The following is a 15,852-nucleotide window of genomic DNA, read 5'->3' on the forward strand; positions in this document are numbered from 1 at the left end:
AGTGGCGGAAGAAGACCGATGATCGACACGTACGCGGATCCGGGAACCCCGGACCGCCGGGGCGGCTGGCGGTTCCTGTGGTGGCTGGTCACCCGGCAGGCGCACCGGTCGGTCACCGGGGCGGTGATCTCCACCGTGTGGATGGGACTGACGGCACTGACGCCGTATCTGCTGTCCCGGGCGATCGACGACGGGCTGGAGCCGGGCGACGGAGCGGCGCTGGCAGGCTGGACGGCCGCCGTGCTCGCCATCGGGGCGTTCAACGCCGGTCTGGGAGTCGCACGGCACCGCACGATGACCAAGGTCCGGATGGACGCCAACTTCCGTACGGTCAAACTCGTGGTCGAGCACGCGGCCCGGCTCGGCGCGGCGCTCTCGCGGCAGATCGGCACGGGTGAGATCGTCACGGTCGGTGTCCGGGACGTGGACACGATCAGCATGTCGCTGACGGTCGTCGGGCCCGGTCTGGCCGCGATCGTCACCTACGGCGTGGTGGCCGCGCTGCTGCTGCCGGTCTCGGTACAGCTCACCGTGGTGATCCTGCTCGGGGTGCCGCTGACGGCCGGGCTCGTCGGGCCGCTCACGGTCCGGCTCCAGGGGACCGAGACGGGGTATCGCGAACGGCAGTCGGTCCTGACCTCGCGCATCGGAGACCTCGCGGGCGGTCTGCGTGTCCTGAACGGTCTCGGCGGCAAGGGGCTGTTCGCGGAGGGGTTCCGCCGCGACTCGCGGAAGCTGCGCGAACAGGGCTACCGGGTCGGCGCGGTGACCAGCTGGATCCAGGCGCTGGGCATGGGGCTGCCCTCCGTCCTGCTGGCCGCGGTGACCTGGCTCGCGGCCCGGCTGGCCGCCCAGGGAGAGATCACCATCGGCCAGCTGGTGTCCGTGTACGGCTATGTCGCGGTGCTCGTCCTGCCGGTGTACTTCTTCATCGACTGCGCCTACGAACTCTCCCGGGCCGTGGTCGCCGCGCGGCGCGTCGTACGGTTCCTGTCCCTGGAGCCCGCGGCCTCCGCCCCGGACGCGCGGGACGCCCCGGACTCCCCGGCCGTGCTGCACGATCCGGAGTCCGGGGTCCGGGTGGTCCCGGGGAGGCTGACCGTGCTGGCCGGGGCCCGCCCCGAACAGTCCGCGGCCGTGGCCGACCGGCTCGGGAGGTACTCCTCGTCGGACGTGACCTGGGGCGGCGTACGGCTCGACGAGGTCGCCCTGCCCCAGGTGCGCGAGCGCATCCTGGTCGCCGACAACGAGGCCGACCTGTTCACCGGCACCCTGCGCGAGGCGGTCCGGGCGCGCCGCGAACCCGACGAGGAGGCCATCGGCCGGGCCGTGCGCGCGGCCGCCGCCGACGACATCGTCCTCGGGCTGCCGGGCGGCCTCGACACCCCCCTCGACGCCCAGGGCCGGAACCTGTCCGGCGGACAGCGGCAGCGGGTCCGGCTCGTGCGCGCGCTCCTCGCGGACCCCGAGGTGCTGCTCGCCCTCGAACCGACCTCGGCGCTCGACGCCCACACCGAGGCGACGGTCGCGGCCCGGCTGCGCGTCGCCCGCACGGGCCGTACGACCGTCGTCACCAGCACGTCGCCGCTCGTGCTGGACCACGCGGACAGCGTCTGCTTCCTCGTCGACGGCAAGGCCGCGGCCACCGGCACCCATCGCGAACTCCTGCGGACGGAACCGGGATACCGGTCGCTGGTGGCCCGCGACACGGAGCCGGACGAGGACGCCGGGGCGGGTGACGGCGGGACGGGTGACGGCGTGGAGGCGGGTCCCGTGGCGGGCGTGGACGAGGAGGTCGTGCTGTGACGGTCCAACTGCCGGTGGCGGGGCGCGCCGAGGTGCGACGGGCGGCCGGGCGGCTGATCCGGGCGGACGGGCGGGTGTTCGCCGCCGTGCTCGCCCTGAACGCGCTGGCCGCCGCGGCCGGCCTGGTCGGCCCCTGGCTGCTCGGGAGGATGATCGACGACGTGCGCGACGGCGCCGGTGTCGAGGCGGTGGACGGGCCGGCGCTCGTCATCCTCGTGGCCGCTCTGGTCCAGCTCCTGCTGTCGCGCTGGGCCGGTTACGTGGGGTACCGCTTCGGCGAGCGGACCCTCGCGCGGGTGCGGGAGGAGTTCGTGGAGCGGACGCTGACGCTGCCCACGTCGGTCGTGGAACGGGCGGGCACCGGCGATCTGACCGCACGCGGCACCGCCGACGTCACGGCGGTGGGCACCACCCTGCGCGACACGGGGCCGCAGCTGCTGATCTCCGGAGCGCAGGCGCTGTTCGTCCTCGTCGCCGTCTTCGTCATCGACCCGCTGCTCGGCGCCTGCGGGGTGCTCGGGCTGGCCGGGATCGGGTTCGCGCTGCGCTGGTATCTGCGCCGGGCGCGCGCCGCCTACCTCGCCCAGGGAGCGGCCACTTCGGAGGTCGCCGAGATCCTCGCGGCCACCGCGTCCGGCGCCCGCACGGTGGAGGCGTTCGGGCTGCGCGCGCTCCGGATCCGGGCGAGCCGGGACGCGCTGGAGGTCTCCCGGGTCACCCGGATGCGGACGCTGTTCCTGCGCAGCGTGTTCTTCCCGGCCGTGGAGATCTCGTACGCCGTGCCGGTCGTGGCCGTCCTCCTGGTGGGCGGCGCGCTGCACGCCCGGGGCACGCTGAGCCTCGGCACCGTGGTCGCCGCGACGCTGTATCTGCACCGGCTCGCCGAACCGCTCGACCAGATCCTGAACCAGGTCGAGCAACTACAGAGCAGCGGCGCCTCGTTCGCGCGCGTGGAGGGTCTGGCCGGCGCGCCGCGGGCCGCCTCGGCGGGCTCCCCCGTACCGGTGGACGACCGGATCGACGTGACGGGTGTGCGGTACGCGTACGACGGCGGCGGCGAGGTGCTGCGCGGGGTCGATCTGACGGTGCGGCCCGGGGAACGGCTGGCCGTCGTGGGCCCCTCCGGCGCCGGGAAGACCACGCTGAGCAGGCTGCTGGCGGGGGTCGACGCTCCGGGCAGCGGGACGGTGACGGTCGGAGGGGTGCCGGTCGTCGCCCTCGATCCGGAGCTGCTGCGCCGGCACGTCGTCCTCGTCACGCAGGAGCATCATGTGTTCCTCGGCACGCTCCGCGACAACCTGCTCATCGCCGAACCGGGCGCCGCCGACGCCGAGTTGTGGACGGCACTCGCGGCGGTCGGCGCCGGCGACTGGGCCGGGGACCTCCCGGACGGGCTGGACACCGAACTGGGACCGGAGGCCCTGCGTGTCGACGGCTCACGGGCCCAGCAGCTGGCGCTGGCGCGGGTGGTGCTCGCCGACCCGCACACCTTGATTCTGGACGAGGCCACGGCACTCCTCGACCCGACGACCGCCCGGCACACGGAGCGGGCGCTGGCCACCGTGCTCGAGGGCCGGACCGTCATCGCGATCGCCCACCGGCTGCACACCGCCCACGACGCCGACCGGGTGGCGGTGATGGAGGACGGCCGGCTCACCGAACTGGGCACGCACGACGAACTGGTGGCGGCCGGGGGGCCGTACGCGGCGCTGTGGCACTCCTGGCACGGGGACGGGCGGGCCGGCTGACTCGCGTCCCGCGGCCCGGACCGTTCCGGACGACACCCGCTATGCGGGACCGTCCCCTTCCGCGGGCTCCTCGGGGTGCTCCCCGCCGGGCCCTTCCCGGTGCTCGCCGCCGGAGTCACCGGGGTGCTCGCGGCCGGATTCCCCGACCGTCCGGCGGCTCATCGCGGCCAGAGCCGCTTCGAGTTCGTCGTCGGCCCGGCGTTGCAGCGCCTCGGGGTCACTCCCGGGACCGGCCGGTTCTCCGGGCGCGTCCGCGGGGTCCCTCGCGGGCGGTTCCCCGCCGAGGAGCCGGTCCCGGAGCCACCGGCAGGCCTCGCCCTCGTCGGCGAAGCGCTCGAAGACCTCGCGGGTCCCCCGCTCGTGGACGCCCACGGTCCAGTCGCCCTCGTGGCCGTCGAGGAAGTAGCGGTCGGCCGCGCGGTGGCCGCCCGGGCAGTCCGCGATCTCGTAGGACGCCGGTGGAAGACCGGCCGCCTGGAGGGTCCTGCACAGCGCGAACCGGTCCATGCGGTCGGCCTTCCGCCGAGGCGGAGCCGGCCCGGTCACAGCCGGGGCCGGCATCCGCGCGGTCGCGCACCACCGTGGGTGGGCGCGGGATCAGCTGTTGGTCCGTACCAGCGTGCCGTTGCTCACGAGGTCCGCCACCGTGGTGCGGGGGATGTCCGGGCAGAACTTGCTCGACGTCACGTACTGGGTGCCGAGGCCGGGCTGCTCGAACCCGGGGGCGGTCCTGCCCGCGCAGACCGTCACGTCCTTGGCCAGCCGGTAGGAGTGGTAGTTGTACGGGTAGCGCGGGTCCATCGTGTCGAGGCTCGACGGCGGGATGACACGCTTGCCGTACTTGGTGCCCTTCGGGGCCAGGAAGCGGCCCGCCTCGCTGCCGAAGCGGTCGAGCCGCAGGCCGGCGTGGAGCACCAGCGGGGTGGCGAGCACCGTCCCGTTGTTGTGGGTGAAGCCGTCGTCCGGCGGGTAACGCCAGTCGCCCTGGCCCGAGTCGGCGGTGGGGTCCCACCACTTGTCGAGGAACTTCACGGCGGTGAGACCGCCGAGCCGGTCGTAGCGTTCGAGGATGCGCCCGATCACGCCCCGGGTCGGCAGCCACCGGGGGCCGAGCCGCCAGTCACCGCAGAAGTAGAGGCGGCGCAGCCTCGGCGGAATGGGATCCGGCACGAGCCCCCGGCACACCCGCGACGGGTCGGACCCGGCGTGCTCGTCGGCCGGCTTCACATGCCCGGGGGCCGGCTTCGGCTCCGGGGTGGCGGACAGGGCGTGGACCCCGGCCGTGCGGCTGTCGTCCGACCGGGCCGGCGCCGCGGACGAGACGGAGGCCCCGAACACGAGGGAGCCGGTCAGGCCCCCCAGCGCCGCCAGGCTCGCACACCATAGTGACCTTCTCACCAAACCTCCTGCGGGAATACGTGTCCGGCCCACACCACCGCGCCCGGTCGAGGGCGCCCGGTACGGACCGGAATGCCGTGGATCACTCAAACCGCAGGGGCGACAGGCAGGCGAGCGGACGTGCCGGAAGCCGCCCGAAAGGGTCTGCGCTTCATTCCGTTGCTGACGGCGGGCCGGTCATCTGGCGGTACGCGCCACCCGCCCGGAGAGCCACGGCCTCGTGCTGCGGCGCGCCCCGGAGCGAAGGCCGCCACGCCGCCACGCCTCCCAAACACCAGAACCCGCCACACCGTCACACCGAGACGAACACCCGAAGGGCAGTCCGTATATCGAACATGACTAACCGGACAACGAACCGTTTCCGGCCATTTTTGTGACGCGGTCCTGACAGAAAGGGTTATCTCCTGTCACTCTTCCCTCGGCAACTTCACAGCAACCTCACAGCAAAGCCTGCCGTGTTGTGCCGTACGACCCCATGCACCTGGTTCCGCGCAACGCCCAGTTCTGCCCGGACGGCTCACTCCATCGTCCGGTCTCCCCTGGCCGCGCGATCCGCGGCCATGCAGAAGGAGTCAGTGTTGAGCAGCAGTTCTCCCCACAGACGCACCTCCCACATCACCAAGCGCCGTGTCGCCGGTGTCGCCCTCGTCGGCGTCTCCGCGCTGCTGGCCGCGGCCGTCCAGTCGGGCGCCGCGAGTGCCGCCCCCGAGCAGGCGCCCCGGGCGGGCAGGATCAACCCGGGCGCCGTCGCCATGAAGCTCAGCGCCTCACAGCGCGCCGAGCTGATACGCCACGCCGACGCGGCCAAGGCCACGACCGCGAGGGACCTCGGTCTCGGCGCCGGCGAGAGCCTCGTCGCCCGTGACGTCATGAAGGACGCCGACGGGACCGTCCACACCCGCTACGAGCGGACGTACGGCGGACTGCCGGTCCTCGGCGGCGACCTGGTCGTCGACACCTCCAAGTCCGGCGCGACCGGGCACGTCTACAAGGCGACACGTGCGTCCCTGAAGGTCGCCACCCTCAAGCCCTCGGTCGCCGCGGGCACGGCGGAGAAGCAGGCGCTGTCCGCCGCCAGGGCCGCCGGTTCGAAGAGCACCGCAGCCGACCGCGCGCCCCGCAAGGTGATCTGGGCGGCGAGCGGGAAGCCGACCCTCGCCTACGAGACCGTCGTCGGCGGCCTCCAGGACGACGGCACCCCCAACGAGCTGCACGTCATCACCGACGCGGCCACCGGCAAGAAGCTCTACGAGTACCAGGGCATCGAGACCGGCATCGGCAACACCCAGTACAGCGGCCAGGTGACCCTGACGACCACGCAGTCGGGCTCCAACTTCACGCTGACCGACGGCGCGCGCGGCGGCCACAAGACGTACAACCTGAACCGGGGGACGTCGGGCACCGGCACGCTCTTCTCGCAGACGAGCGACACCTGGGGCAACGGCACGACGTCGAACGCCGCCACGGCCGGCGCGGACGCGCACTACGGCGCCGCGGAGACCTGGGACTTCTACAAGAACACCTTCGGGCGCAGCGGCATCAAGAACAACGGCGTGGGAGCGTACTCGCGCGTCCACTACGGCAACGCGTACGTCAACGCGTTCTGGGACGACACCTGCTTCTGCATGACCTACGGCGACGGGTCGGGGAACGCCGACCCGCTGACCGCGCTGGACGTCGCCGGCCACGAGATGAGCCACGGTGTCACCTCCAACACCGCGGGCCTGAACTACTCGGGCGAGTCCGGTGGCCTGAACGAGGCGACGTCCGACATCTTCGGCACCGGCGTGGAGTTCTACGCCAACAACTCGACCGACGTGGGCGACTACCTCATCGGCGAGAAGATCGACATCAACGGCGACGGCACCCCGCTGCGCTACATGGACAAGCCGAGCAAGGACGGCGGCTCCGCGGACAGCTGGTACTCCGGGGTCGGCAACCTCGACGTGCACTACTCGTCGGGTGTCGCCAACCACTTCTTCTACCTGCTGAGCGAGGGCAGCGGCGCCAAGGTCATCAACGGCGTCAGCTACAACTCGCCCACCTCCGACGGGCTTCCGGTCACCGGCATCGGCCGGGACAAGGCGCTCCAGATCTGGTATCGCGCGCTCACCACCAAGTTCACCTCGACCACCAACTACGCGTCGGCGCGCACCGGCACGCTCGCGGCGGCGGGTGAGCTGTACGGCACGACGAGCGCCGAGTACACGGCGGTGGCGAACGCCTGGGCCGCCGTGAACGTCGGTTCACGGCCGGGCGGTGGCGGCGGTGGCGGCACGTCGTTCGAGAACACGGCCGACGTATCGATTCCGGACAACGGCCCGGCGGTCACCTCGTCGATCGCGGTCACCGGCCGCACCGGCAACGCCCCGTCGAACCTCGCGGTCGCCGTGAACATCGTGCACACCTGGCGCGGTGACCTTCAGATCGATCTGGTCGCGCCCGACGGCTCGACCTACCGCCTGAAGAGCACCAGCTCGTCCGACTCGGCGGACAACGTGAACGCGACCTACACGGTCAACGCGTCCTCCGAAGTCGCCAACGGCACCTGGAAACTGAAGGTCCAGGACAAGGCGGCCCAGGACACGGGCTACATCGACAGCTGGAAGCTGACCTTCCCGTAGAACGCGGCGGAGGTCCGCGCGCGGACTGAATGCCAGGGCGCCGTCCCGGAGGTTCAACTCCCCGGGACGGCGCCCTCCTTTGCGCGGAACGGGGTTTGAGTTGACCCGCTCTTGGCGCCGACCGGCCCGGCGCCCGGAACCCAACTGTTCACCTGATCGACGATTTTCGGCCAAGGTCCTTATGGCCTCCTGACATGTACGCGCCCGGGGTGGCACGCTTCACCCGCACGGCTCACCCGCACCGCAACTTCACACCCGCCCGTCCGGCCACCCCAACGCCGTTCGGGCGTCCCCACAAGAAGGAGCTTGCGTGACCCCCCTCTACGCGCGTCACAAGCGCACCACTCTGGCCATCGCCACCGCCGTCGCGGCCGGAACCCTGCTCGCCACCGGTCTGACCACCGGTGCCGCCGCCCAGACCGCGGCACTCCCCGCCGGCAAGACCACCCCCCTCGCCGGTTCGCCCGTCCTGCTGTCCGACTCCGCGCGCACCGCGCTCATCAAGAAGGCCGACGCCACCACGGCGGAGACGGCCCGGCAGATAGGCCTCGGCACCAAGGAGAAGCTGGTCGTCAGAGACGTCCTCAAGGACGCCGACGGCACCGTCCACACCCGCTACGAGCGCACGTACAACGGACTTCCGGTCCTCGGCGGCGACCTCGTGGTGCACGAGTCCAAGGCCGGAAAGACCGAGGGCGTGACGAAGGCGACGAAGACGTCCATCAAGGTCGCCTCGCTCAAGCCGCTCGTCACGACCGCCAAGGCCGAGAAGCAGGCGCTCACCGCCGCCAAGACCGCGGGCTCGGACAAGACCGTCGCCGACCAGGCACCCCGCAAGGTGATCTGGGCCGCCACCGGCAAGCCGACCCTCGCCTACGAGACCGTCGTCGGCGGCCTCCAGGACGACGGCACCCCCAACGAGCTGCACGTCATCACGGACGCGGCCACCGGCAAGAAGCTCTACGAGTACCAGGGCATCGAGACCGGCACCGGCAAGACCCTCTACTCGGGCACGGTCACGCTCAACACGACGCTGTCGGGCTCGACGTACAGCCTGACCGACGGCACCCGCGGCGGCCACAAGACGTACAACAAGTCGCACGGCACGAGCTCGTCCACGGGCACGCTGTTCACCGACGCGGACGACGTCTGGGGCACCGGCGCGGCCTCCAGCTCCACCACCGACCAGACCGCGGCCGCCGACGCCGCGTACGGCGCCCAGGAGACCTGGGACTTCTACAAGAACACCTTCGGCCGCAGCGGCATCAAGAACAACGGTGTCGGAGCGTACTCACGCGTCCACTACGGCAACGCGTACGTCAACGCGTTCTGGGACGACAGCTGCTTCTGCATGACCTACGGCGACGGCTCGGGCAACACGCACCCGCTGACCTCGCTGGACGTCGCCGGCCACGAGATGAGCCACGGCGTCACCGCCAACACCGCGGGCCTGAACTACTCCGGCGAGTCCGGCGGTCTCAACGAGGCGACCTCCGACATCTTCGGCACCGGTGTCGAGTTCTACGCGGCGAACTCCTCCGACGTGGGCGACTACCTCATCGGCGAGAAGATCAACATCAACGGCGACGGCACCCCGCTGCGCTACATGGACCAGCCCAGCAAGGACGGCGGCTCCGCCAACTACTGGTCCTCCAGCGTCGGCAACCTCGACGTGCACTACTCGTCCGGCGTCGCGAACCACTTCTTCTACCTCCTCTCGGAGGGCAGCGGTTCGAAGACGATCAACGGAGTCAGCTACAACTCCCCGACCTACAGCGGCTCTGCGGTCACCGGCATCGGCCGGGCCAAGGCCCTTCAGATCTGGTACAAGGCGCTGACGACGTACATGACGTCGACGACGAACTACAAGGCCGCCCGCACGGCCACGCTGTCGGCGGCTTCGTCGCTGTACGGCTCCAGCAGCACCGAGTACGCGACGGTGGCGGCGGCCTGGACCGCGGTCAACGTCAGCTAGCGGGAACGTAACCGAACCGAGGCGGCACCCGGCACGGAACCGTGCCGGGTGCCGCCTTACCCTTGCCCCCATGCCCTACACGTACGAGGACGTGGGCGCGACCCGCGAGGACCGCTGCCCCCCGGGCTTCCACCGAGTGAACGTCCGCTCCCGCATAGGCGAGGGCGAGGCCGTCTTCCGGCGCGCGTCCGAGGCCCTGATGACCTGGGAAATGCACCGGGCCATGGGGATCCGCATGGTCTCCGACGCCGGCAAGGCGGCGCCGGGCGTCGACGTCACGGTCGGCCTCGGCCTGATCAAGGCCCCCTGCCGTGTCGTCTGGACCGCCGAGGAACCCCGGCGCACCGCGTGGGCCTACGGCACCCTTCCCGGTCATCCCGAGTGCGGCGAGGAAGCCTTCGTCGTCTCCCGCACAGGCGACGGCACCGTCTGGCTGACGGTCACGGCCTTCAGCCGGGCGGTCAAGTGGTACACCCGCGCGGGCGGCGCGGCGACGCGCGGCCTTCAGCGTGCCTACGCCCAGCGCTGCGGCAAGGTGCTGCGGCGGCTGTGCGCGGGCCTCGACAGCTGAATCCGCCCGCGAGGACCCGGCCGGGCCACCGTTGACGCCGGTCCGGCCGTGAATGCCCGGTCGGACCGGACCGTGAACAGGCCGCGCCCCCGCACGAGCCGACCGGCACGGCAAGGGGCGGACCGTTTCGCACGGCCCGCCCCTTCCACGCCGGTCACGGCCGGGTGTCTCACCGCATCAGCAGACCCGCGCCCTCCCCCGTCTCCTCCGAGGGCACCGCCACCAGGCCCAGCTCCGCGCCCGAGGCCAGCAGGCGGTGCGACGGCAGGATCCGGACCGTGTAACCGAAGGGGCCCGTGCGGTCGAGGGACAGCGGACCCTCGTACACCCAGCGGCCCTCCAGGTCGGGGCCGCCGTTCGGTTTCAGCGGGACACAGACCGCGTCCGCGATGCGGTCGTCCCCGTCGACCCGGCCGGCGACGGCCTGGACCTCCACGTCGTCGGGGGTGAGGTCGCCGAGGCCCACACGGACGCGCAGCGACAGCGTGGTGCCCAGTTCCGCCGTCGTGGTCGCCGAGGACGCCTCGACGTGGTCGACGGTGATCCGCGGCCAGGCGGCCCGGACCCGTGACTTCCAGGCGGCCAGTTCACGGGCCGTCTCGGCGGTGAGTGACCGATGGGCCTGGGCCGCGGGGGTGTACAGGCGCTCCACGTACTCGCGCACCATCCGGCCCGCCAGGACCTTCGGGCCGAGGTGGGTCAGCGTCCGGCGGACCATCTCGATCCACCGGTCCGGCAGGCCCTCCTGACCGCGCTCGTAGAAGCGGGGGGCCACCCGCTGCTCCAGGAGGTCGTACAGGGCACCGGCCTCCAGCTCGTCCCGCCGGTCGTCGTCGGTCGCGGTGCCGTCCGCGGTCGGGATCGCCCAGCCGAAGTCGGGCTGGAACCACTCGTCCCACCAGCCGTCCAGGACGGAGAGGTTGAGACAGCCGTTGAGCGCGGCCTTCATCCCGCTCGTCCCGCACGCCTCCAGCGGGCGCAGCGGATTGTTGAGCCAGATGTCGCAGCCCGGGTACAGCTTCTGCGCCATCGCCATGCCGTAGTCGGGCAGGAAGACGATCCGGTGGCGCACCCGGGGGTCGTCCGCGAACCTGACCAGCTCCTGGATGAGCCGCTTGCCACCGTCGTCCGCGGGGTGCGCCTTGCCCGCCACGACGATCTGGACCGGCCGCTCGGAATGCAGCAGCAGATCCATGAGCCGGTCGCGGTCGCGCAGCATGAGCGTCAGCCGCTTGTACGAGGGGACGCGCCGGGCGAAGCCGATGGTGAGGACGTCGGGGTCCAGGACCCCGTCGATCCAGCCGAGTTCGGCCGTACCGGCGCCGCGCTGACGCCAGGACGCCCGCAGCCGGTCCCGTACCTCCGTCACGAGCTGTTCCCGCAGCACCCTGCGCAGGTCCCAGATCTCCTGGTCGGCGATCTCGGCCACCGCGTCCCAGCGGTCCGGGCCGCCGACGGTCAGCGCTTCCTCGGTGCGCTGCGCGCCGACCTGCCGGGCGCCGAGGCGGAAGACCTCGGGTGCCACCCACGTCGGCGCGTGGACACCGTTGGTGACCGAGGTGATCGGCACCTCCTCGGGGTCGAAGCCCGGCCAGAGCCCGGAGAACATCTCCCGGCTGACCTGGCCGTGCAGCAGCGAGACCCCGTTCGCCCGCTGGCCGAGACGCAGGCCCATCACGGCCATGTTGAAGAGGTTCGGCTCGCCCCCGGGATAGGTCTCCATGCCGAGGGCGAGGACGCGTTCCACGTCGATGCGCGGGAGTTCGGCGTCCGCGCCGAAGTGGCGGGCGAGCACCTCCCGGTCGAAGCGGTCGATGCCCGCGGGCACCGGGGTGTGGGTGGTGAAGACCGTGCCTGCCCTGACCGCCTCCAGCGCGGAGTCGAAGTCCAGCCCCTTGTCGGCGAGTTCGGCGATCCGCTCCAGACCGAGGAACCCCGCGTGCCCTTCGTTGGTGTGGAACACCTCGGGCTGCGCGTGCCCGGTCAGCCGGCAGTACGTCCGGACCGCCCGCACTCCTCCTATTCCGAGCAGCATCTCCTGAAGCAGCCGGTGTTCGCTGCCGCCTCCGTAGAGCCGGTCGGTGACCCCGCGTTCGCCGATCCCGTTCTCCTCGACGTCGGAGTCGAGCATGAGCAGCGGCACGCGGCCCACCTGGGCCAGCCAGATGCGGGCGTGCAGCGCGCGGCCGCCGGGCAGTGCGAGGGACACCTGGGCGGGTGTGCCGTCGTCCTCGCCGAGGGGCACCACGGGCAGTTCGTTGGGGTCGAGGACCGGATAGTGCTCCTGCTGCCAGCCCTCGCGGGACAGCGACTGGCGGAAGTAGCCGTGCCGGTAGAGCAGGCCCACGCCGATCAGCGGGGCGCCCAGGTCGCTCGCGGCCTTGAGATGGTCGCCCGCGAGGATGCCGAGGCCCCCGGAGTACTGCGGCAGCGCGGCGGTGAGGCCGAACTCGGGCGAGAAGTAGGCGATGGCGGCGGGCAGGTCGGAGGTCTGCGTCTGGTACCAGCGGTCACCGCTCATGTACTCGCGCAGGTCGTCACGGACCGCGGCGAGCCGGCGCAGGAAATCGCTGTCCTCGGTGAGCGCCGCGAGCCGTCCGGCAGGCACGCTGCCGAGCAGTCGTACGGGGTCGCCGGCACACTCGGCCCAGCGCTCGGGGTCGACGGACCTGAAGAGGTCGCGGGTCTCGGCGTGCCAGGACCAGCGGAGGTTGCGGGCCAGGTCACTGAGCGGGTGAAGGGCTTCGGGGAGAACGGGTCGGACGGTGAATCTGCGGATCGCCTTCACGAATTCCACCTTCACAAAGGACGTGCGCGGCTAAGGGACGCACGGCGTTGTGCGGCCTTCGTCACCCACGACGTTAGCGGCGAGGGTGCCTTCGCGACACGGCGCATCGCGGCACGACCCCCGATCGGGTCCGACCGTGTGACATCGGCGTGAAATCGACGCAACCTTCACGGACACCTCACGGACGGCATGGCCGATTCCGCCCGCATGGGCGGCCTTGTGGTGCTTCGCACCGCACGAGAGGCTCACCGGGTGACGTACGGCCGGGCCCTGTCCACAGCGGCCGGCTCCGGCCCCGGTACGTCGAGTTGAGGAGGGGAACTCAGGTCATGGCACGGACGAGGAAATGGCGTCTGCGCTGGGCGGCGGGTGTCACCGCGGTCACGACGGCCGCGGTGCTTTCGGCCATCGCCCCGCCCGCGCAGGCGGCTCCGGCGGGGCTGATACTCGGCGCGGGGGCGCCCGGATCCGTCAGCGGCAGCTACATCGTGACGCTCAAGGGGGGTGCACGGGCTCCGGCGACGGCCGCAGCCGGGCTGTACGGAGCGAGAATCAGCCATGTCTACGGCTCGGCTCTCGACGGCTTCGCCGTCCGGGCCGACCGGAGACAGGCCCGGCTGCTCGCCGGGGATCCGCGCGTGGCCTCCGTCGTCCAGGACACCCGGGTGACGTACGCGCGGGTCCAGGACGCCGGTGCGAGACCGGACCGCGTCCAGCGGAACCCGCCCTCGTGGGGCCTGGACCGGATCGACCGGCCCGGCCGGCCGATCGACAAGCGGTACACGGCGCCCGGGTCGGCGGGCGCGGGGGTGACCGTCTACGTCATCGACACCGGCATCCGCATCACGCACCGGGACTTCGGGGGCCGGGCGAGCTACGGCTGGGACTTCGTGGACGACGACGGGACGGCCCAGGACGGCAACGGCCACGGCACCCATGTCGCCGGAACGGTCGCCGGAACCTCGTACGGCGTGGCCAAGAAGGCCAGGGTGGTCGCCGTCCGCGTCCTCGACGACAAGGGGGCCGGTTCCACCGCCCAGGTCATCGCCGGCATCGACTGGGTCACCCGGCACGCGAGGAAGCCCGCCGTGGCCAATCTGAGCCTGGGCGGGTACGCCAACGCCCAACTGGACACGGCCGTCCGCAACTCCATCGCCTCCGGTGTGACCTACACGGTCGCGGCCGGCAACTCCGGACTTCCGGCCTCGCTCTACTCCCCCGCCCGGGTCGCCCAGGCACTCACGGTCGGCGCGACCGACCGGAGCGACGCCCGGGCCAGCTTCTCCGACACCGGATCCTCGCTCGACCTCTTCGCACCGGGGGTGGACATCACGTCGACTTCGTACACCGGCGACACGGCCAGAGCGACGTACTCCGGTACGTCCATGGCGAGCCCGCACGCCGCCGGCGCGGCCGCGCTCTATCTGGCGGACCATCTACGGGCCACACCGGCCCAGGTGGCGAAAGCGCTGGTGAGACGGGCCGTACCGGGAAAGGTGTCGGACGCGGGCCCGGGTTCGCCGAACAGGCTCCTGCAAGTCGGCTGACCCTCGTGTCACGCTGGTACGACCAGGGTGATTCGGCCACACCGCACCGGCCTCGCCTGCCCGGGACGAGGCCGGTCTTGTGTGTAGACATACGCGTGAGTAGTTAACAAAGTGCCGGAATGCCCACCCGCATAGGGTGGGAAGGCTCCTCCGGTACGCCCGCAGGCCCCACCTCCCCACACCAATCCGCCCACCCACGTTGACGCGGACAGGAGCGGTCATGCCCGCCACGCACCACACGTCGCCACCCCCGACGACCACCCCCGAGACGCCCAGAACACGCACGGCCGAGGCCGGGCCCCGTACACCCGCCACGCCTGCCACACCCGCCACACCTGAGAAACCATCGGCCGCCGGCGCGCCCGCCCCCGGCGCGCGCCCGACGAGCGCCGATGCCCCCGACCCGGGCACCGGTGCACCCGCCGCCACCCCGAAGACGTCCTCTCCCGGCGCGGACGCTCCGGCAACGTCCGCTCCCGGCGCGTCCGCCGCGGGAACGCCGGCTCGTCGCGGCGCCGCCGCCAAACCCCGGACGGCCAAGTCCGCGCCCAAGACGGCCAAGTCGTCCACTCCGAGGACGGGGAAGGCCGCTCCGAAGACGGAGAAGGCCCCTGCGAAGGAGGCCAAGGCCGGTCCGAAGGTGGCCAAGGCCGCGCCGAAGGCCGGCAGGGTCTCCGTCCCCGCCACCCGCACCCCCGACGCGGCCGACGGCCCTCTCACCCCCGCCGTCACCCCGGCCACGGCCGTCGGACGCATCCCCGTCCTGGACGTCCACCCGGTCGTGCAGCAGAGCCGCCGCCCCGCAAAGGCGGTGGTGGGCGAGGAGTTCGAGGTCTCGGCCACGGTCTTCCGCGAGGGCCATGACGCCGTCGCCGCGAATGTCGTCCTGCGCGACCCGGACGGCCGACCCGGCCCGTGGACGCCGATGCGTGAACTGGCCCCCGGCACCGACCGCTGGGGTGCCGAGGTGAGCGCCGGCACGGAGGGCCGCTGGACGTACACGGTGGAGGCGTGGGGGGACCCGGTCGCCACCTGGCGGCACAACGCGGGAATCAAGATCCCGGCCGGTCTCGACACCGAACTGGTGCTGGAGGAGGGCGCGCTGCTGTACGAGCGGACCACCGTCGCCCTGCCGAAGGGGTCCAAGGGGAAGAAGAGCAGGGACACACTGCTCGGGGCCGTGGACGCGCTGCGCGACACCGGCCGGCCGGTGGCCTCCCGTCTCGCCGCCGCGCTCACCCCGGAGGTGGACGCCGTCCTCGCGGAGCACCCGCTGCGCGAGCTGGTGACCTCGTCCGAGCCGTTGCCGTTGCTGGTGGAGCGGGAGCGGGCGTTGTTCGGGGCGTGGTACGAGTTCTTCCCGCGCTCGGAGAGCGGGGTGCTGGATCCGTCGGT

The 15,852-nt window shown here is 72.0% G+C and carries 10 protein-coding genes; 7 read left to right on the plus strand and 3 right to left on the minus strand.

The annotated features are described in order from the left end of the window. The first annotated feature begins 18 nt into the window (after positions 1 to 18). Positions 19 to 1,806: an ABC transporter ATP-binding protein gene (locus tag ABZV42_RS29020; protein WP_356054271.1), complete on the plus strand. Its 1,788-nt coding sequence runs from the start codon at positions 19 to 21 to the stop codon at positions 1,804 to 1,806. Continuing rightward, positions 1,803 to 3,554 (plus strand): ABC transporter ATP-binding protein, encoded by a 1,752-nt coding sequence (locus ABZV42_RS29025; protein WP_356054273.1) that lies wholly within the window; start codon positions 1,803 to 1,805, stop codon positions 3,552 to 3,554. Before ABZV42_RS29020 ends, ABZV42_RS29025 begins: the two co-directional genes overlap by 4 nt. 39 nt (positions 3,555 to 3,593) lie before the next feature. Here ABZV42_RS29025 and ABZV42_RS29030 read toward each other — a convergent pair whose 3' ends face one another. Together ABZV42_RS29030 and ABZV42_RS29035 are read right to left on the minus strand one after the other, a co-directional pair. Further along, positions 3,594 to 4,061, minus strand: coding sequence for a hypothetical protein (locus tag ABZV42_RS29030; RefSeq protein WP_356054275.1), 468 nt, complete (start codon positions 4,059 to 4,061; stop codon positions 3,594 to 3,596). 90 nt (positions 4,062 to 4,151) lie between these two features. After that, the gene (locus tag ABZV42_RS29035) at positions 4,152 to 4,952 is read right to left on the minus strand and encodes a TNT domain-containing protein (protein WP_356054277.1); all 801 of its coding nucleotides are present in this window, start codon (positions 4,950 to 4,952) and stop codon (positions 4,152 to 4,154) included. Positions 4,953 to 5,530: 578 nt separating this feature from the next. Here ABZV42_RS29035 and ABZV42_RS29040 point away from each other — a divergent pair. The 3 genes from ABZV42_RS29040 to ABZV42_RS29050 all read left to right on the plus strand — a co-directional run bounded on the left by ABZV42_RS29040 (position 5,531) and on the right by ABZV42_RS29050 (position 10,122). After that, entirely contained in the window at positions 5,531 to 7,576 is a 2,046-nt protein-coding gene (locus ABZV42_RS29040) for a M4 family metallopeptidase (RefSeq protein ID WP_355983463.1), read from the plus strand. Between the two features lie 310 nt (positions 7,577 to 7,886). Beyond that, positions 7,887 to 9,551: a M4 family metallopeptidase gene (locus ABZV42_RS29045; protein WP_355983464.1), complete on the plus strand. Its 1,665-nt coding sequence runs from the start codon at positions 7,887 to 7,889 to the stop codon at positions 9,549 to 9,551. A gap of 70 nt (positions 9,552 to 9,621) precedes the next feature. After that, complete coding sequence (locus tag ABZV42_RS29050) at positions 9,622 to 10,122, plus strand: DUF1990 domain-containing protein (RefSeq protein WP_355983465.1); 501 nt, start codon at positions 9,622 to 9,624, stop codon at positions 10,120 to 10,122. A 169-nt stretch (positions 10,123 to 10,291) separates the two neighbouring features. Here the strand turns inward: ABZV42_RS29050 and ABZV42_RS29055 are convergent, their stop codons facing one another. Beyond that, complete coding sequence (locus ABZV42_RS29055; RefSeq protein ID WP_355983466.1) at positions 10,292 to 12,910, minus strand: glycosyltransferase family 1 protein; 2,619 nt, start codon at positions 12,908 to 12,910, stop codon at positions 10,292 to 10,294. Between the two features lie 329 nt (positions 12,911 to 13,239). Between ABZV42_RS29055 and ABZV42_RS29060 the strand changes: the two genes are divergently transcribed. Both ABZV42_RS29060 and ABZV42_RS29065 read left to right on the plus strand, forming a co-directional pair. Beyond that, positions 13,240 to 14,457, plus strand: coding sequence for a S8 family peptidase (locus ABZV42_RS29060; RefSeq protein ID WP_356054279.1), 1,218 nt, complete (start codon positions 13,240 to 13,242; stop codon positions 14,455 to 14,457). 220 nt (positions 14,458 to 14,677) lie between these two features. Next, positions 14,678 to 15,852: maltotransferase domain-containing protein (locus tag ABZV42_RS29065; protein WP_355983468.1), on the plus strand; the 1,175-nt coding region annotated here is incomplete at its 3' end.

The sequence above is a fragment of the Streptomyces sp. NPDC005281 genome, assembly GCF_040607495.1.
Classification (GTDB): Bacteria; Actinomycetota; Actinomycetes; order Streptomycetales; family Streptomycetaceae; genus Streptomyces.